The following is an 18565-nucleotide window of genomic DNA, read 5'->3' on the forward strand; positions in this document are numbered from 1 at the left end:
TCTTCTGTTGCGCGACAAGGGATTCAAGCGACCCGAGCTTAAGCGGGGAACCCGTCGCGCGACCTGCGGCAGAGGACACAACGGCCGAGACGCTGCCCGGCTGTCACCGGCTCGACACGCCGAGGAATAAATCCGCGTGCCGCCCACGATCGGCTAACGCAGTGCCCGCCGCAGCAGTTCCGCCAGGTGCACGGCTTGGCGGCCGGACTCCTGCGCGATCTGCGTGCGGCAGCTGAACCCGTCGGACAGGACCACAGTGGACTCCGCGGCCTCCCGCACGGCCGGCAGCAAGCGGTCCTCCGCCACGGCCTTGGACACGTCGTAGTGCCCCTTCTCGAACCCGAAGTTGCCGGCCAGCCCGCAGCAGCCCGAGTCCAGCGTCGTGTTGCGCACGCCCGCCGCCGCCATGGCCGCTTCGTCGGCGGCGAAGCCGAGCACGGCGTGCTGGTGGCAGTGGACCTGCGTAATCGTCTCGACGTCGAGCGACACCTCCAGCGGCTTCGGCGCGTCGGCCAGCAGCTCGGCGAACGTCCGCGTCCGCGAGGCCAGCAGCTCGCCGACGGGGTCGCCGGGCAGCAGCGCCGCCAGGTCGCCGCGGAACAGCGCCGTGCAGCTCGGTTCCAGGCCCGCCACCTCGTAGCCGGCTTCGAGGTACGGCCGCAGCACGGTCAACGTCCGCTGCAGCACGCGTTTGGCCACGTCCAGCTGTCCCGTCGACACCCACGTCAGTCCACAGCAGACACCGCGGTCGGGCAGGACCACGTCGTAACCGGCCGCCGTGAGCACCTCGGTCGCGGCTTCGAGCACGTCCGGCGTGAGGTAGTTGTTGAACGAGTCCGGCCACAGCACCACCCGCCGCTCGCCCGTCGCCCAGCGGCGCAGGTCGCGGCGGGCCCGCGTGAACGGCACGGTCGCGAACGAAGGCAGGTCGCGTTCCGGCGCGATACCGCCGAGCTTCTTCAACGGCGTCGCGGCCCAGCGGCGGCGGGAGAAGAAGTTCGCCACCCGCGGCGCCAGCGACACCGCGCGCAGCCACATCGGCAGCCAGCCCATCGAGTAGTGCGACGCCGGCCGCCGTCGCCCGCGGTAGTGCTGGTGCAGGAATTCGGCCTTGTAGGTGGCCATGTCGACGTCCACCGGGCAGTCGGACAGGCAGCCCTTGCACGACAGGCACAGGTCGAGCGCCTCGGCGACCTCCTCCGACGCCCAGCCGTCCTTGATCACCTCGCCGTTCACCATCTCGGCCAGCAGATGTGCACGACCGCGCGTGGAATGCCGTTCTTCGCGCGTCGCGCGGTAGCTCGGGCACATCACGCCACCACCGCTGGTGTTGCGGCATTTCCCGACGCCGACGCAGCGGCGCATCGCCTGGCCGAAGCTGCCGCGGTCCTCGGGGTAACCGAGCACCGTCACGTCTTCGAGCGCCAGCGGCGCGCGGCGCACGCGCAGGTCCGCGTCCACCGGCCGCGGGTCCACGATGATGCCGGGGTTCATCCGGCCGTCCGGGTCGAAGATCCCCTTGAACCGAGCGAACAACGCCATCATCTCCGGGCTGTACATGCGGCCCAGCAATTCCGACCGCGCCTGCCCGTCGCCGTGTTCCCCCGACAGCGATCCGCCGTGCGCGGCGACGAGATCCGCGGCCTGCTCCAGGAACTTCCGGAACTGCGCCTTGCCCGGCGTGGAAAGCAGGTCGAAGTCGAGCCGCAGGTGCAGACAGCCCTCGCCGTAGTGGCCGTAGACCACACTGCGACGACCGTGCTCACGCATCAGCTCCTTGAACCCCCGCAGGTACGAGCCGAGCTGCTCGGGCGGCACCGCGGCGTCCTCCCAGCCGGGCCAGGCTTCCGCGCCGTCGGCCAGCCGCGTGGCCAGCCCCGCGCCCTCCTCACGGATCCGCCACAGCCGGCGCTGCGCCGCGGGATCGTCGAGCACCACCGAACCCGTGAGCGCGCCGCCCAGCGAAGCCGCGAGCTCGCGCGCCCGCGCGGCGGCTTCGGCCGGCGACGAACCCGCCAGCTCCACGAAAAGCCATGCTCCGCCGGGAGGAAGTCCTTGCGCCCGCCCGGGTTCCAGCATCGCGACGAGCTCCGCGTCCACGCCCTCGACGGTCAGCGGCGACCACGGCAGGATCCCCGGCACCGCGTCGGCGGCGTCGATGTCGGACGGAAAACCCAGCACCGCCAGCACCCGGTGCTTCGGCAGCTCGGCGAGCGCCACGGTCGCTCCCAGCACCGTCACGCACGTGCCCTCGCTGCCGACCAGAGCCTTGGCGACGTCGAACCCGTTCTCCGGCAACAGGTGCTCCAGCCCGTAACCGGAGACCCGCCGGGAGAAGCCGGACAGTTCCGTGCGCAGCACGGCGAGGTTGTCGCGCGCCAGCGAACGCAACTCGGTGAACACCCGTCCCTCGGTGCCCGGCCGCGCCGCCCGGGCGTCCACTTCGGACGGTGACGTCGGCCCGACCGTGAGCCGCGTGCCGTCGTACAGCAGCACGTCGAGCTCCCGCACGACGTCGACGGTCCGGCCCCACGCCACGGAGTGCGAACCGCAGGCGTTGTTGCCGATCATGCCGCCGATCGTGCACCGGCTGTGCGTGGACGGGTCCGGCCCGAACCGCAGCCCGTGCGGCGCGGCGACGGCCTGCAGGTCGTCGAGCACCGTGCCGGGCGCCACGCGCGCGAGCCGCGTTTCGGGATCGATCCACTCGACCCCGCGCACGTGCCGTGACGTGTCGACGACGATCCCCGGCCCGCACGAGTTGCCGGCGACACTCGTGCCCCCGCCGCGCGGCACCAGCGGCGCCCCGCGCTCCCGCGCGGCCGTCACGGCGGCGACCACTTCGTCCACCGTCTCCGGCAGCACCACGCCGAGCGGCACGTGGCGGTAGTTCGACGCGTCGGTGGTGTAGAGCGCCAGCGTGGCGGTGTCGCTGAGGATTCGCACGCCCTCCATTCAAGACAACGCCTCAGCCGGCGGTCGGACGCACCCCTGAAATCCGGCGCCGGGTCAGCGCGGCCGCCTCGGCGAGCGGAGTGGTGCCGTGCTCGGCGGAATCGGACAACAGGCGCGAGACCACGTCGCCGATCCCCGCCACCCGCGCGGCCGCCGCGGAGTGGTCGAGCCCCTCGACCTCGCGCGCCACCGTGTAGACGACCCCGCCGGCACTCGCGACGTAGTCGGGCACCCAGGTCACCCCCCGGGCCGCGAGCGCGTCGGCGACATCGTCGGACACGAGCTGGTTGTTGGCCGGGCCGACGACCAGCGGCGCCGCAAGCGGCGTGTCCGCGGCGAGAACCCCGCCCACGGCGGCGGGCACCACGACGTCGGCGGGGTGGGCCAGCGCCTCGCCCGGCTCGGCCCAGCCGTACCCGAGCCACCGGGCGTCCTCGCGGGCGCGCGGGTCGACGTCCGACACGATCACGTCCGCGCCGGCTTCCGCCAGCCCCAGGGCGAGGGTCCGGCCGACGGCACCGAAACCCGCCACGACAACGCGGCGGCGGGCCAGGTCCGCGCTGCCGAAAACCGCCGTCACCGCGGCTCGCAGCGCGGCGAGCACCCCGTCGGCGGTCGGGCCGCTCGACGAGCCGATGCCGCCGGCGGACTCGGGGAGGCAGAACACATGCCGGGTCCCCTCGCGCAGGACCAGCATGTCCTCGGGCCCGGTACCGACGTCGGGGCCGGCCAGGTAGGCACCGTCGAGCGACTCGATCAGCTCGGCGTGGTCGAGCAGCACCGCGCGACGCTCGGCGGGGGTCAGGCGCTGCCCCGGCTCCAGCACGATCACGCTCTTGGCGCCGCCGATCGCCAGGCCCGCCACCGCGCACTTGGCCGACATCGCGGCCGAGAGCCGCAGGACGTCCCGCTCGGCCTCGTCGAGGCTCGGGTACTGCCGCATCCGGCAGCCGCCGGCGGCCGGGCCGAGCGCCGTCGAGTGGATCGCGACCATCGTGGTCACTCCGGAGCGGCGGCCACGCCGGACGGCGAGGCGTTCGTGGTCCCAGGGCAGCCGTTCGGTCATCACGGTTCCTTTCGGAGGAAGGTCACTGATCAGCGCCGAACGTAAGCTGATGAGCGCCGATCCGACTGGTCCGGCGAACGAAATTCGGCAGCCGAAGGGACGTGAGCGTGGTGGACGAACTTGATTCGGCGATCGTGCGGCACCTGCAGGAGGACGCTCGCCAGACCAACCGGGACATCGCCCGCAAAGTCGGGATCGCGCCGTCGACCTGCCTGGAGCGCACGCGGCTGCTGCGCGAACGCGGGGTGATCCGCGGCTACCACGCCGACGTCGACCTGCCGAGCCTCGGCCGCGGCGTGCAGGCGATGGTCTCGGCACAGGTCCGCCCGCTCAGCCGCACGGTGATCGACTCGTTCCAGCACTCGATGACGCGGCTGCCCGAGGTGCTCTCGGTATTCGTCGCGGCCGGCAGCGACGATTTCCTCATCCACGTGGCGGTGCGCGACATCGACGAGCTGCACGCGTTCCTCACCGACCGGCTGGCGCTGCGCAAGGAAGTGGTCGGGTTCCGCTCGTCGATCATCTTCCGGCACCTGCGCAAGACCACTGTGGAGCCACTGCCGGTGACCCCTTGAAAGTCGCGACATCACCCCAGAGAACACGTGAAATGCACGACATCGGGTCTTCTCCGACGGAAACTGTCGGTGGTCCGGGTTCTACTGGAGCAGCGAAGGAAGGAGGCACCGCGATGCCGGATGAACAGTCGAGCGAGCTGAACCACCGTGAGCGGGCCACCCTGAGAGCCGTCGCATCGGGGCGGGCCGAGATCAGCTGCAGCTGCGAGCCAGACCTGTTCGTCGACGGGTTGAGCTGCTGCGACCAGGCCACCACCCGCCGCCTCGTGCGGCGCGGGTTCATCGAGGCCGCGGCCGAAGGGCCGTGCGGCGAACTGGTGCTGGCCGTGCTGACCGCGGCCGGGATGGTGGCGCTCAACGAAGCCACGCGCTCCGGAGCGGTCACGGCCGCCTGAGCCGGGTCGCGCACCGAGCGCGATTCCTGGCGCCCCACGGCGGTTCCGCACCGGAGGCGCCCGTCAGGAACGCACCCATTCCTCCCCGAGTTCGACAGCCTCCGCCGTCCCGCCGGTCAGATCGGCGAGCCAGGCGGCGAACGCCGGTTCCTCGCCAGGAGCCAGGCCGACCTCGAAGTGCGCCGACGCCTCGAACCGGGTGTCGTGCAACACATACGGCGAAGCACGCAGGTCGTTCTCCAGCCGGCCCGAGCGGGTGTAGTCCACCTCGACGTCGAACAGCAGCAGGCGCCGGTACTCGACCACGGACGCGGCGTCCAGCGCGTCGGACACCGCCTGGCCGTAGGCACGGATCAGACCTCCCGCACCGAGCAGCACGCCGCCGAAGTGCCGCGACACCACGGCGACCGTGTCGGTCACATCACGGCGGCGCAGCACCTCCAGCATGGGGACGCCCGCGGTGCCGGCGGGTTCGCCGTCGTCGCTGGAGCGCTGGGTGCGGCCGTCCGCGCCGAGCACGAAGGCGTGGCAGTGGTGGCGCGCCGCCGGTTCGGCCTTGCGCCGGGCCGCGATCACGGCCCGCGCGGTGGCCTCGTCGCCCACCGGAGCGAGCGCGCAGAGGAACCGGGAGCGCTTGATCTCGATCTCGTGCAGTACCGGGCTCGCCACGGAGAGATAACGATCAGCCATCGACGGTTCGCCTCATCGGTCCAGTCAACCAGCTCCGCCCGCGGCACAAGCCGCGACCCGCGCAGGCGTTTACGCAGGTCAGCGAGGCTACTGACCAGTGGCCGGGAGACGTGGCCCGACATATGGGCATACCCCGGGGGCCGTCAACGTAAGCGTGGCATTTCCCACCCGGGCGCAACGACATATGTCGAACACAGCGAATTCACACTATCGTCATAAGACCCGGAGAACCCGGGAGTAACACCACGCGCCCGGCCGGCCCCCCACCAGACAGGCTGACCGAACGGCGCGTGCGCAGTCGCAGCGAACCGCTGCACCACCGAAAAGACTGCTGCACCGACGAGAACAACAGCGCTGCCCGTCAGAGATCACACTGGCGGAGAACGCAGCGCTGACGTAACTTGTGGCCGCCCAGTGCCGTGCGGCTGTATACCCGGAACCGCCCCTGCCGCAGCCCGGTCGATGTCGACCGAGCCGGCTTCCAGGGCGGTTCCCCCTTCTCGACTGACCATCGCGGTTCCGGACCACTTCGTTAACCGGTTCAGTGTCGAACCACCCGATGGAGTGAGTACCGGTCGCGCCAACGCCTTGGGAGGCGGCCAGCCGTGACCCACCGTTCCACTGCCGGTTCGACCGGTTTGTACGACCCCGCGTATGAGCACGACGCCTGCGGAGTCGCCTTCGTCGCCGATCTCGCCGGTCGCCGAGATCATCAGATCGTGGCGAAAGCCCTGGTCGCACTGCGGAACCTGGAGCATCGCGGGGCGCGCGGCGCCGAACCCGACACCGGCGACGGCGCCGGACTGCTGATCCAGGTGCCCGACGCGTTCTTCCGCGAGGTCGTGGACTTCCCGCTGCCCGAAGAGGGCGCGTACGCCGTCGGCACCGCCTTCCTGCCCCGCGACGAGAAGCGCCGCGGGCGGGCCATGACCACCATCGAGCGGATCGCCGCCGAGGAGGACATGCGCGTGGTCGGCTGGCGCGAGGTGCCCGTGGACACCGCGCACTGCGGGCCCACCGCCGCCGAGACGCGGCCGCACTTCACGCAGCTGTTCCTGGCCGGGCGCCGGCACAACCGCGACGGCCTCGGGCTGGAGCGGTCGGCCTTCTGCGTGCGCAAGCGCGCCGAGCACGAGCTGGCCGAGGACGACGTGTACTTCCCGTCGCTGTCCTCGCGCACGATCGTCTACAAAGGAATGCTCACCGAGGACCAGGTCGAGCGGTTCTTCCTCGACCTGACCGACGAGCGTGTGACGAGCGCCATCGGCCTCGTGCACTCCCGCTTCTCCACCAACACCTTCCCGTCGTGGCCGCTCGCGCACCCGTACCGCTACGTGGCGCACAACGGCGAGATCAACACCCTCAAGGGCAACCGCAACTGGATGGACGCCCGCGAGGCGCTGCTGGAGACGGACCTCATCCCCGGCGACCTCAAGCGCATCTACCCCGTCATCACGCGCGGCGCGAGCGACTCCGCCTCGTTCGACGAGGTGCTCGAACTGCTGCACCTCGGCGGCCGTTCGCTCCCGCACTCGGTCCTCATGATGATTCCCGAGGCCTGGGAGAACCACCAGGAAATGGACCCCGCGCGCCGCGCCTTCTACGAGTTCCACTCCACGCTCATGGAGCCGTGGGACGGACCGGCGCTGGTGGCGTTCACCGACGGCGCGCAGATCGGCGCGGTCCTCGACCGCAACGGCCTGCGCCCCGGCCGCTACTGGGTCACCGACGACGGCCTCGTCGTGCTCGCCTCCGAGGTCGGTGTGCTCGAACTGGACCAGTCGACGATCGTGCGCAAGGGCCGGCTGGAGCCGGGCCGCATGTTCCTCGTCGACACCGTCGAGGGCCGGATCATCGAGGACGAGGAGATCAAGGGCGAGCTCGCCACCGCGCACCCGTACGACGAGTGGGTGGAGAACGGCCTGCTGCGCCTGGAAGAACTCCCCGAGCGCGACCGCGAGGTGCCGCTGCACGCCGCGCTCGTGCGGCGTCAGCAGTCCTTCGGCTACACCGAGGAAGAGCTCGAGACGATCCTCGAACCGATGGCCCGCACCGGCGCGGAGCCGATCGGCTCGATGGGCAACGACTCCCCGCTCGCACCGCTTTCGTCGGGCTCGCGGCCGCTGTTCGACTACTTCATCCAGCTCTTCGCGCAGGTGACGAACCCGCCGCTGGACTCGATCCGGGAAGAGCTGATCACGGCGCTCGGCACGCAGGTCGGCGCCGAACCGAACCTGCTCGTTGCCGACGCGGCGTCGTGCCGGCGCATCGTGCTGCCGTTCCCGGTGCTGGACAACGACCAGCTCGCCAAGCTCGTGCACGTCAACGACGACGGAAACCTGCCCGAGTTCCAGGCCGTCACGGTGCTCGGCCGCTACAACGTCCACGGAGGCGGCGAAGCGCTCGTGCAGCGGCTCGACGAGATCCGGGCCGAGGTGTCGGAGGCCATCGAGGACGGCGCGCGGCTGATCGTGCTGTCCGACCGCGGTGTCGACGAAAACCACGCGGCCATCCCGTCGCTGCTGCTGACCGGTGCCGTGCACCACCACCTCGTGCGGGAGAAGACGCGTACGCAGGTGGGCCTCATCGTCGAGGCCGGCGACGCGCGCGAGGTGCACCACATCGCGCTGCTGGTCGGCTACGGCGCGGCCGCGGTCAACCCGTACCTCGCGATGGCGACGGTCGAGGAGATGGCCCACCAGGGCCTGATCCCGGGCGTCACGGCGAAGCAGGCGACCGCGAACCTGATCAAGGCGCTCGGCAAGGGCGTGCGCAAGACGATGTCCAAAATGGGCGTCTCGACGGTCGCGTCCTACACCGGTGCGCAGATCTTCGAAGCCGTCGGCCTGGGTGCCGACATCGTCGACACCTGTTTCACCGCCACCACCTCGCGGCTGGGCGGCGTCGGGTTCGACACCATCGCCGACGAGGTCGAGCAGCGCCACCGCCGCGCGTTCCCGGCCGACGGCGTACGCGCGACCCACCGGGAGCTGGAGACCGGCTCGGACTACCAGTGGCGCCGCGAAGGCGAGCCGCACCTGTTCAACCCGCAGACGGTGTTCAAGCTCCAGCACTCCACGCGCAGCGGGAAGTACGAGGTCTTCAAGGAGTACACGAAGGCCGTCAACGACCAGTCCGAGAAGCTGCAGACGCTGCGCGGGCTGTTCGACTTCAAGACCGGCGAACGCCCGCCCGTGCCGATCGAGGAGGTCGAACCGGTCTCGGAGATCGTGAAGCGCTTCGCGACCGGCGCCATCTCCTACGGCTCGATCTCGATGGAGATGCACCAGACGCTGGCGATCGCGATGAACCGCCTCGGCGGCAAGTCCAACACCGGCGAGGGCGGCGAGGACGCCGAACGGCTCTACGACCCCGAACGCCGCTCCGCGGTCAAGCAGGTCGCTTCCGGCCGCTTCGGTGTCACGAGCGAGTACCTCGTGAACGCCGACGACATCCAGATCAAGATGGCGCAGGGCGCGAAGCCCGGCGAGGGCGGGCAGCTGCCCGGCGCGAAGGTGTACCCGTGGATCGCGAAGACGCGGTACTCGACGCCGGGCGTCGGCCTCATTTCGCCGCCGCCGCACCACGACATCTACTCGATCGAGGACCTCGCCCAGCTGATCCACGACCTCAAGAACGCCAACCCGGCCGCGCGCATCCACGTGAAGCTCGTGTCCGAGGTCGGCGTCGGCACGGTCGCGGCGGGCGTCTCCAAGGCGCACGCCGACGTGGTGCTCATCTCGGGCCACGACGGCGGCACGGGTGCCTCGCCGCTGTCGTCGATCAAGCACGCGGGCGGTCCGTGGGAGCTGGGCCTGGCCGAGACGCAGCAGACGCTGCTGGCCAACCGGCTGCGCGACCGCATCGTGGTGCAGACCGACGGCCAGCTCAAGACCGGCCGCGACGTCGTGATCGCCGCCCTGCTCGGCGCCGAGGAGTTCGGCTTCGCGACCGCGCCGCTGGTGGTTTCGGGCTGCATCATGATGCGCGTGTGCCACCTCGACACCTGCCCGGTGGGCGTCGCGACGCAGAACCCCAAGCTGCGCGAGAAGTTCAGCGGCAAGGCCGAGTACGTGGTGAACTTCTTCGAGTTCATCGCGCAGGAGGTGCGGGAGTACCTGGCGGAGCTGGGTTTCCGGTCCATCGCCGAGGCCGTGGGTCATGCCGAGATGCTCGACAAGCGCAAGGCCGTGGAGCACTGGAAGGCGGCCGGGCTCGACCTGTCGCCGATCTTCCACGTGCCCGAGCTGGCCCCGCGCGCGGCGCGCCACCAGACCGTGAAGCAGGACCACGGGCTCGACAAGGCATTGGACAACACGCTGATCCAGCTCGCGGAGGGCGCGCTTTCCTCGGGTGACAAAGTGCGGCTGGAACTGCCGGTGCGCAACGTCAACCGCACCGTCGGCACGATGCTGGGCTCGGAACTGACGAAGAAGTGGGGCGGCGAGGGCCTGCCGGACGACACGATCGACGTGACGTTCACCGGCACCGCGGGCCAGTCCTTCGGCGCGTTCGTGCCGAAGGGCATCACGCTGCGGCTCATCGGCGACGGCAACGACTACGTCGGCAAGGGTCTCTCGGGCGGACGGCTGATCGTGCGGCCGCCGAAGGAGGTCTCGTTCGCGGCGGAGGAGCACATCATCGCGGGCAACGTGATCGCCTACGGCGCCACGAGCGGCGAGATTTTCATCCGCGGCAAGGTCGGCGAACGGTTCTGCGTGCGCAACTCGGGCGCGCTGGCCGTCGTCGAAGGCGTGGGCGACCACGGCGGCGAGTACATGACGGGCGGGCGCATGGTGGTGCTCGGCGGCGTCGGGCGCAACTTCGCGGCCGGTATGTCCGGCGGCATCGCCTACGTGCTCGACCTGCCGGCGCACCGCGTGAACCCGGAGATGGTCGACATCGACCCGCTCGACGCGGACGACACCGACTTCCTGCGCGAGACCGTGGAGAAGCACTACAACGAGACGGAGTCCGCTGTCGCGCGCGAGCTGCTCGCCGACTGGGACGCCGCCGTCGACCGGTTCGGCAAGGTCATGCCGAAGGACTACAAGCGCGTGCTCGCCGCTCAGGTTCAGGCCGAGCGTGATGGGCGCGACGTGAACGAGGCGATCATGGAGGCCGCACATGGCTGACCCCAAGGGCTTTCTGACCACCACCCGGGAAGAACCGAAGCGCCGTCCGGTGGATCTGCGGCTGATGGACTGGCGTGAGGTCTACGAGGACTTCGCGTCGACCAAGCTGGAGAAGCAGGCCGGGCGGTGCATGGACTGCGGTATCCCCTTCTGCCACCAGGGTTGTCCGCTCGGGAACCTGATTCCCGAGTGGAACACCTTGGTGTGGCGGGAAGACTGGCGCGAGGCGGCCGAGCGGCTGCACGCCACCAACAACTTCCCGGAGTTCACCGGCACGCTGTGCCCGGCGCCGTGCGAAACCGCGTGCGTGCTCGGCATCAACGACGACCCGGTGACGATCAAGCGCGTCGAGATCTCCATCATCGACCGGGCCTTCGCCGAAGGCTGGGTCACGCCGCAGATCCCGGTGGCGAAGACGGGCAAGAAGGTCGCCGTCGTCGGGTCGGGGCCGTCCGGGCTCGCCGCGGCGCAGCAGCTCACGCGAGCAGGCCACAGCGTGGTGGTCTACGAGCGGGCCGACAAGATCGGCGGGCTGCTGCGCTTCGGCATCCCGGAGTTCAAGATGGAGAAGTTCCGCCTCGACCGCCGGCTCGACCAGATGCGGGCCGAGGGCACGGAGTTCCGGACGTCGGTGAACGTCGGCGTGGACGTCACCGTCGAGGAGCTGCGCGCGAACCACGACGCGGTGGTGCTCGCCGGCGGCGCGACCGCGTGGCGCGACCTGCCGATCGACGGCCGCGAGCACGACGGCATCCTGCAGGCGATGGAGTTCCTGCCGCCGGCCAACCGCGTCGCCTCGGGTGATCTGGAGGAGGTCGAGTACTCCGCCGAGGGCCTGGACGTCGTGGTCATCGGCGGCGGCGACACGGGCGCGGACTGCGTCGGCACGGCCCACCGCCAGGGCGCTCGCTCCGTGACCCAGCTGGAGATCATGCCGCGGCCGCCGGAATCCCGTTCGGACGCGCACCCGTGGCCGACGTACCCGATGATCTACCGCGTCAGCTCGGCCCACGAGGAGGGCGGCGAGCGCCTGTATTCGGTGAACACGCAGGAGTTCGTGGCCGACGCCGACGGCCGCGTCCGCGCGCTCCGCCTGGTGGAGGTGCGCAACGAGGGCGGCAAGTTCGTGCCCGTCGAAGGCACCGAGACCGAGCTGCCCGCGCAGCTCGTGCTGCTGGCCATGGGTTTCGTCGGCCCGCAGCAGTCGGGCCTGCTGGAAGACCTCGGCGTCGACCTCGACCAGCGCGGCAACGTCGCGCGCGACAAGGACTTCCGCACGAGCGTCGACAACGTCTTCGTCGCCGGCGACATGGGCCGCGGCCAGTCGCTGATCGTCTGGGCCATCGCCGAGGGCCGCTCCTGCGCCGCCGGCGTCGACGCCTTCCTCACCGGCCGGGCCTTCCTCCCGGCCCCGATCGCGCCGACCGACCGGCCGATCTCCTGACCCCGTGGTGGGCGCACCAGCGTTGCTGCGCCCGCCACGACCCCTCCCGGGCTGCGGGCGGGTGCGGCAACGGCGCCGCACCCGCCCGTTTTCGGGTGCGGGCCCGTGCGGCCGCACGCGGCGAGCCGTCAGCGGTCGTGCAGCCGGTCCAGCGCCAGGAGTCCGGCGCCCAGCCGTCCGGCCTCGTCACCCAGCGAAGCCACCCGCAGTTCCGGCATCCGCTGGAAAGTCAGCGCCGAAGCCAGGTAGTCGCGCACCGGGTCGAGCACGTAGTCGGCCGCGGTGAACAGGCCGCCGCCGAGCACGATCACCTCGGGCGCGAGCAGCGTCAGCAACGTCCGCAGGCCATGGCCGAGGCCGTCGAGCGCGTCGGACACCACGGCGACCGCGGCTTCGTCACCGTGGCGCGCGGCGTCGACCACGGGCTGCGCGCCGTCGGCCGGGCGACCGGTCCGTTCGGTGTAGCGGCGCGCGATGGCCGACGCCGAGGAGATCGCCTCCAGACAGCCCGTGGCGCCGCAGCCGCAGACGATGCGGTGGCCCACGTCGATGTGACCGACCTCACCGGCCAGCCCGTGGGCCCGGTAGAGGCGCCCGTCGAGCAGCAGGGCGGCCGCGATGCCCGTGCCGATGGCGACGAACGCCGCGTCGGTGCAGCCCTTCCCCGCGCCCACACGGAACTCCGCCAGCCCACCGGCGCTCACGTCGTGGCCGAACGCCACCGGCAGTCCCAGGCGGTTCTCCAGCAGGTCGCCGAACGGGACATCGCGCCAGTCGAGGTTGGCCGAGAACCGGGCGACGCGCGCCTCTTCGTCGACGATGCCCGGCACCACGACCCCGACGGCGCCCGGCGAACCCGTGCCGGCCTGTTCCGCGAGCGAGGAAACGATCTCGGCCACCTGCTCGGCCAGCGCCGTCCCGTCCGCGCTCTTCGCCGTGGGCACCCGGGTCGTCGCGAGCGCGTTGAGGTCCGCGTCGAGCAGGGCCGCCTTCACGGTCGTGCCGCCCACGTCCAATGCCGCCACCAATTCAGCCATGCCGCGATTGTCACATCGAGCACCTCACATCGATGTGACATTGACTGGCGGTAGCACAGCAACCTACGCTCGGTCAGCCAGACGACGAGTTCGGAACGCGGTGAGAATCCGCGCGGTCGCGCCACTGTGACCCCTCGAAGCACTTTCGGGGGGAAGCCAGACCCGGACCCGTCGTACCGCTCCCGATAGGCCGCGAAAAGCCCGAGGAGGCACAGTGACCACGCCCGCAGCACCCGCCGTCGCCACACCGATCCCCGTCCGGATCCCCGTTCGCCAGATCGTTCCGTGGGCCGTGCTGGTGGGCCTGCTCGCTCTCATCGCCCTCTACTTCGTGAGCGCCGAACAGGGCGCCACCGCGGTGTTCGCCAACATGTACGTGCACGAGTTCGTGCACGACGGCCGGCACCTGCTCGCGTTCCCCTGCCACTGAGGCGGGCGAACCACCGTGATGAGGTCCCTGCTGGTCCGCGGCATGCTCGCGGGCCTGATCGCCGGCGTGCTCGCGTTCGTCTTCGCGTACCTGTTCGGCGAGCCGTCGGTCAACAGCGCCATCGGCATCGAGGAGGCCGGCTCCGCGGAGCACTCCCACGTCCACGACCCGGCCGCCGGCCAGGGCACCGGTGACGCCGAGCAGCCCGAGGAAGAGCTCGTGCCGCGCGACATCCAGAGCACCGTCGGCCTGCTGACCGGCGTGCTCGTGTACGGCGTCGCCATCGGCGGGCTGTTCTCGCTGGCCTTCGCGTTCGTCTACGGCCGCATCGGGTCGCTGCGCCCCCGCGTGACCACGGCGCTGCTCACCGCGGGCGCGTTCGGCGTGGTGTTCTTCGTGCCGTTCCTCAAGTACCCGGCCAACCCGCCCGCGGTGGGCCAGCCGGGCACCATCGGGCAACGCACCGAGCTGTACTTCGGCTTCGTCGCCGTCTCCCTGCTCGCGGGCATCCTCGCCACCGTGTTCGGCCGCAAGCTCGCCGACCACCTCGGTGCCTGGCGCGGCGGCCTGCTGGCCTGCGCCGGCTACGTCGTGGTGATGGCCGTGGTCGCGTGGCTGATGCCGGTCATCGACGAGGTGCCGCCGACCTTCCCGGCGTCCACGCTGTGGAGCTTCCGCACCGCGTCCGTCGGCACACAGGTGACGCTGTGGCTCACGCTGGGCCTGTTCTTCGGCTTCTTCGCGGAGAAGGTGCTGAAGCCCTCCCAGAAGGCCACCGCGGCAGCCGTCTGAGCTTCACCAGTCCAGGTCGCCGGCCATCTCACGCCTTCCAATCCGGGTGGCCCGGCATGGCCGGGGTGGTGGAGCCGTACAGCCAGTCGTGGAAGAACGCGCCCAGGTCGCGGCCCGAGACGCGTTCGGCCACGGCGACGTAGTCCTGCGTCGCGGCCGGGCGGCCTTGGAACTCGTCGAAGAAGGTGCGTTCGATGCGGTCGAAGGTCGCCGGGCCGACGAGGCTGCGCAGCGCGTACAGCGTGAGCTTGCCGCCGAGGTCGGTGCCGAACATGACGCCCGTGGCGGAGGACTGCCGGGCGACCGGGCCGTTCTGCTTCAGGATCTCGTTGTTCTGCTCGTAGCCGGACTTCGCCTTCTCGTCGAACGGCTGGCCACCGTGCTCGGAGTCGTAGAGATCCTGGTAGAAGGTGGCGTGACCCTCGCTGAGCCACATGTCGTCCCAGTGGCGCACGGGCACGGCGTCGCCGAAGTACTCGTGGGTGAGCTCGTGCGCCATGGTCGACACCTCGCTGGGGTATTCGAGGGCCAGGGCGCTGTAGGTCGGCATCGCGGCGGTTTCCAGGGCCAGGCCGCCGCCGTAGAGGCGGTTCACGCCGAGGGTGCCGGCGCTCGCGTACGGGTACGGGCGGCCGAGGCGCTGCTCCAGCCAGGTGATGATCTCCGGGGTCTTGCGGGCGGTGTCGAGCGCGGCCGGTTTCGCCGCCGTGGTCACGTAGCTGCGCACCGGCAGGCCGTGCGGGCCCACCTGGTCGAGCTCGGTGAAGTGCCCGGCCGCGAGTTGCACGACGTCGGTGGCCGTGGGCCGGTCGACGCGGAACACCGAGGTCACCCGGTCGCTCGCGCGGTGCTTCCCGACGAGCGTGCCGCTGCCGACGCCCTGCACGTCGGCCGGGGTGGTGATCCGCAGGGTGTAGGTGGCCGGGTCGCCGGGGACGTCGTCGGACGGGAAAACCGCGTGCTCACGGTCGGTCTGCCCCATCACCGCGAAGCCGTCCGGGGTGTTCTGCCAGACACCCACGGCCTCGGCGAGGTCGGGCGGCAGCGGGACCTTCACCGTGGGCGAGGCCGGGCTCTTCGCCCGGTCCGCGACGTAGCCGATCCGCACCGTGAACGGCATGCCCTTGCGCACCGGCCGCGTGGGCGTGACCACCAGCTTTTCGCCCTGCACCACGAACTTCGCGGCCGTGCCGTTGACCTCCACGGTCCGGATCTCACCGACGGCCGAGTCGAGCCCGAAGGACGACAGCGACTGGGTGGCGACGGCGCGCATCGTCACCGTCGCGTCCATCGTGGTCACGCCCGGCCGGTAATCGAGGGAGACGTCGTAGTCGCGGGCGTCGTACCCGCCGTTGCCCAGCCCGGGGAACAGGCGCTCGCCGGCGCTCAGCGCGCCGGGCGTCGCCGGATCAGCGGTGGCGGCGGTCGCGGTGCCGGCGGCCAGCACCGCGGCGAGCCCTGCCACCGCTGCGGTTTTGATGATCGTTTTAGCCATGCCGCCAACCTTGCCGAGAGTGACTCCGTGCGCACATCGGCCGGGCAGCTCGATCGGACTAACCGGAAAGTCGTACGGTGATCGCCGTGCGACTGCTCCTGCTCGACGCCTGCCTGGCGATCGCCGTCGCGGGCGCGCTCACGCTGGAGGAGCTCAACGGCGTGACCCGGCACCCGTTGTGGCAGCTCACGATCGTGGCCGTGCTGGTGCTGTTGCTGCTACGCCGCCGGTTCCCGCTCGTCACGATGCTGGCGATGGGGGTGCTGGCCTGGTTCGCGCCGATGGCACAGCTCGCCACGATCTTCTCGCTCTACACCGTCGCGGCCCAGCGCGGACCGAAGTGGCCGACGGCGGTCGCGGTGGCCGCGGACCTGGTGATCACGTTCGTCACCTACCGGCCCGACGACCTGCAGGCCTGGGAGGTCGTCGGCTTCGTCGCGGCCCTGATGCTGCTCCTGCCGCTGCTCGCGGGGCTGTGGATGCACCAGCGCGCGGTGCTCCTCGACGCCCTGCACGACCGGGCGGACCAGGCCGAACGCACCCGCGACCTGCTCGCCGAACGCGCCGTGACGGCCGAGCGACGGCGGATCGCGCGCGAGATGCACGACGTGGTGGCCCACCGGGTGAGCATCGTCGCGCTGCAGGCCGGTGCGCTGACGGTGCGGGCTCGGGACGAGGAAACCGCCCGGCTCGCCGAGGTGATCCGCGAGTCGAGCGCCGCCGCGCTCACCGAGCTGCGCGACATCCTGCGGGTGCTGCGCGAGGAGGAGAACGAACCGAGGGCGCTGCCCAGCCCGACACTCGACGGCGTCGCGCAGCTGGCGGGCGACCTCGCGGCGGCCGGCGCCGACGTCGACACCGAGGTGCCCGATCCCCTGCCCCAGGTGCCGGAGAAGGTGGGCCGGGCGGCGTACCGGATCGTGCAGGAGGCGCTGACCAACGCGGCGAAACACGCGCCGGGCGCGCCGATCCGGGTCAAGCTGTCCCTCGACAGCGGCAAGCTCCTGGTCGAGGTCGCCAACGCGCTCGGCGCCTCGGCGGGCCTGCCCGGCGCGGGCTACGGCGTGATCGGCATGCGCGAGCGCGTGACGCTGGCCGGCGGCGCACTGCGCGTCGGTCCCGACGGTTCGGGTGACTACGTGGTGCGCGCGGTGTTCCCGCTCGCCGGCGGGGCGTGAGATGAGGAGGACGCTGCGGTGATCAAGGTCGTGCTGCTGGACGACGAGGTGCTCGTGCGCAGCGGCATCCGGATGATCCTCGAGTCGGACCCGGAGATCCGCGTGGTCGCCGAGGCGGGCGACGGCACCGGTGTCGCCGAGCTCGTCGCGCAGCACCGGCCCGACGTCGTGCTCACCGACATCCAGATGCCCGGCGTCGACGGCCTCGAGGTGACCCGCGTGGTCACGGCACTGCCCGAGGCGCCGGCGGTCGTCGTGCTGACCACGTTCGACCTCGACGAGTACGTGCACACCGCGTTGCGCCACGGCGCCACCGGGTTCCTGCTCAAGGACACGCCGCCCCGCGACCTGGTCAGCGCCGTGCACGTGGTGCACCGCGGCGAGGCGATGCTGTCGCCGGCCGTCACGCGGCGGCTGCTCGGCGAGTTCGCCTCGGGCGGGGCCATGGAAACCGCGAAGGCACGGCTGGCCGCACTGACCTCCCGCGAACGCGAGGTCGCGGTGGCCGTAGCCGAGGGCTGGAGCAACGCGGTGATCTCCACGAAGCTCGGCGTCAGCCAGGCCACGGTGAAGGTCCACCTGGGGCGCATCATGTCCAAAGTGGAAGCCGCCAACCGGACGCAGGTCGCGATCCTGGTGCACGACGCTGGTCTCGCCTGAATTGTTATTTCGCAGGCGCTATCGCACCAATCTGCCCTGCCGCCCAAGCCGACGGGGCCGAGTTACCAGGACGCACCGCTGCCGCCACCGCCGCCGCGGGTGACCGGCGGGACCAACGGTTTCGCGATCGCCGCGCTGGTGCTGGCGTTCCTGCCGGCCACTGTGTGGCTGAGCGTGATCTTCGGTGTCATCGCCTTGGTCCAGATCCCGCGCACCGGCCGGCGTGGCCGTGGGCTGGCGATCGCGGGGCTGTCCATCAGCGGCGCGTGGGTGCTCCTCATCGCGATCGCCGTCACGATCACCGTCGTGACCGGCGGCTTCGCGTCGTCGGCCGGCAGCGACAACGTCGCCGTCGCAGGTGACAGCGTCTTCGCGGCGCAGAAGGGCCAGTGCTTCACCACCTACGACGAACGGACCAGCAACATCGAAAAGGTCCCGTGCAACGAGCCGCACCACTCCGAGATCTACGGGCTGGTCGTGCTGCCGGGCGACGACACGGACGCCTACCCCGGTGACGCGACGCTGTCTGCGCAGGCCAGTCAGTACTGCGAGGCCGAGCAGAGGAACTTCTTCGCGGCCACCACGCCGCCTTCGGATCTGGTCATGGCCGTGTACTACCCGGATGAAGGGACGTGGCAGCACCGCGGGCACTCGGCGGTCTGCACCTTCGAGTCCAAGAACGGCGCGCTGACGGCCCCGGTGGCGCACTAGCG

The 18565-nt window shown here is 71.0% G+C and carries 14 protein-coding genes; 9 read left to right on the forward strand and 5 right to left on the reverse strand.

Annotation, left to right across the window (positions count from 1 at the left end):
• Positions 1-153: 153 nt before the first annotated feature.
• A complete protein-coding gene (locus ACQPXB_RS36975; protein ID WP_432846162.1) occupies positions 154-2946 on the reverse strand; it encodes an FAD-binding and (Fe-S)-binding domain-containing protein in 2793 nt (930 codons plus the stop codon).
• 22 nt (positions 2947-2968) lie between these two features.
• Positions 2969-4021 (reverse strand): Glu/Leu/Phe/Val dehydrogenase dimerization domain-containing protein, encoded by a 1053-nt coding sequence (locus ACQPXB_RS36980; RefSeq protein ID WP_432846163.1) that lies wholly within the window; start codon positions 4019-4021, stop codon positions 2969-2971.
• Between the two features lie 110 nt (positions 4022-4131).
• Here ACQPXB_RS36980 and ACQPXB_RS36985 point away from each other — a divergent pair, with 110 nt between their 5' ends.
• Entirely contained in the window at positions 4132-4596 is a 465-nt protein-coding gene (locus tag ACQPXB_RS36985) for an Lrp/AsnC family transcriptional regulator (protein WP_366582990.1), read from the forward strand.
• A gap of 113 nt (positions 4597-4709) precedes the next feature.
• Entirely contained in the window at positions 4710-4991 is a 282-nt protein-coding gene (locus tag ACQPXB_RS36990) for a hypothetical protein (RefSeq protein WP_366582836.1), read from the forward strand.
• 63 nt (positions 4992-5054) lie between these two features.
• On the opposite strand, the gene ACQPXB_RS36995 is transcribed toward ACQPXB_RS36990, so the two are convergent.
• Positions 5055-5681, reverse strand: a complete 627-nt coding sequence (locus ACQPXB_RS36995) for a YigZ family protein (RefSeq protein ID WP_432846165.1) — start codon at positions 5679-5681, stop codon at positions 5055-5057.
• A 605-nt stretch (positions 5682-6286) separates the two neighbouring features.
• Between ACQPXB_RS36995 and gltB the strand changes: the two genes are divergently transcribed.
• Together gltB and ACQPXB_RS37005 are read left to right on the forward strand one after the other, a co-directional pair.
• A complete protein-coding gene (gene gltB, locus ACQPXB_RS37000) occupies positions 6287-10816 on the forward strand; it encodes a glutamate synthase large subunit (protein WP_366582838.1) in 4530 nt (1509 codons plus the stop codon).
• A complete protein-coding gene (locus tag ACQPXB_RS37005) occupies positions 10809-12260 on the forward strand; it encodes a glutamate synthase subunit beta (protein ID WP_366582839.1) in 1452 nt (483 codons plus the stop codon). Before gltB ends, ACQPXB_RS37005 begins: the two co-directional genes overlap by 8 nt.
• Before the next feature lie 128 nt (positions 12261-12388).
• On the opposite strand, the gene ACQPXB_RS37010 is transcribed toward ACQPXB_RS37005, so the two are convergent.
• Positions 12389-13297, reverse strand: a complete 909-nt coding sequence (locus ACQPXB_RS37010; RefSeq protein ID WP_386947719.1) for an ROK family protein — start codon at positions 13295-13297, stop codon at positions 12389-12391.
• 214 nt (positions 13298-13511) lie between these two features.
• Between ACQPXB_RS37010 and ACQPXB_RS37015 the strand changes: the two genes are divergently transcribed.
• Complete coding sequence (locus ACQPXB_RS37015) at positions 13512-13727, forward strand: CbtB domain-containing protein (protein ID WP_255638318.1); 216 nt, start codon at positions 13512-13514, stop codon at positions 13725-13727.
• Between the two features lie 15 nt (positions 13728-13742).
• Entirely contained in the window at positions 13743-14519 is a 777-nt protein-coding gene (locus ACQPXB_RS37020; protein WP_432846168.1) for a CbtA family protein, read from the forward strand.
• Between the two features lie 28 nt (positions 14520-14547).
• Here the strand turns inward: ACQPXB_RS37020 and ACQPXB_RS37025 are convergent, their stop codons facing one another.
• Positions 14548-16014: a M1 family metallopeptidase gene (locus ACQPXB_RS37025; protein ID WP_432846170.1), complete on the reverse strand. Its 1467-nt coding sequence runs from the start codon at positions 16012-16014 to the stop codon at positions 14548-14550.
• A gap of 86 nt (positions 16015-16100) precedes the next feature.
• Here ACQPXB_RS37025 and ACQPXB_RS37030 point away from each other — a divergent pair, with 86 nt between their 5' ends.
• From ACQPXB_RS37030 to ACQPXB_RS37040, 3 genes are all read left to right on the forward strand, one after another.
• Positions 16101-17192, forward strand: coding sequence for a sensor histidine kinase (locus ACQPXB_RS37030; RefSeq protein WP_432846172.1), 1092 nt, complete (start codon positions 16101-16103; stop codon positions 17190-17192).
• A gap of 18 nt (positions 17193-17210) precedes the next feature.
• Positions 17211-17852 (forward strand): response regulator, encoded by a 642-nt coding sequence (locus ACQPXB_RS37035; RefSeq protein WP_432846174.1) that lies wholly within the window; start codon positions 17211-17213, stop codon positions 17850-17852.
• Between the two features lie 99 nt (positions 17853-17951).
• A complete protein-coding gene (locus ACQPXB_RS37040; RefSeq protein WP_432846175.1) occupies positions 17952-18563 on the forward strand; it encodes a septum formation family protein in 612 nt (203 codons plus the stop codon).
• Positions 18564-18565: the final 2 nt, after the last annotated feature.

The organism is Amycolatopsis sp. CA-161197, assembly GCF_050942255.1.
Lineage (GTDB): Bacteria > Actinomycetota > Actinomycetes > Mycobacteriales > Pseudonocardiaceae > Amycolatopsis.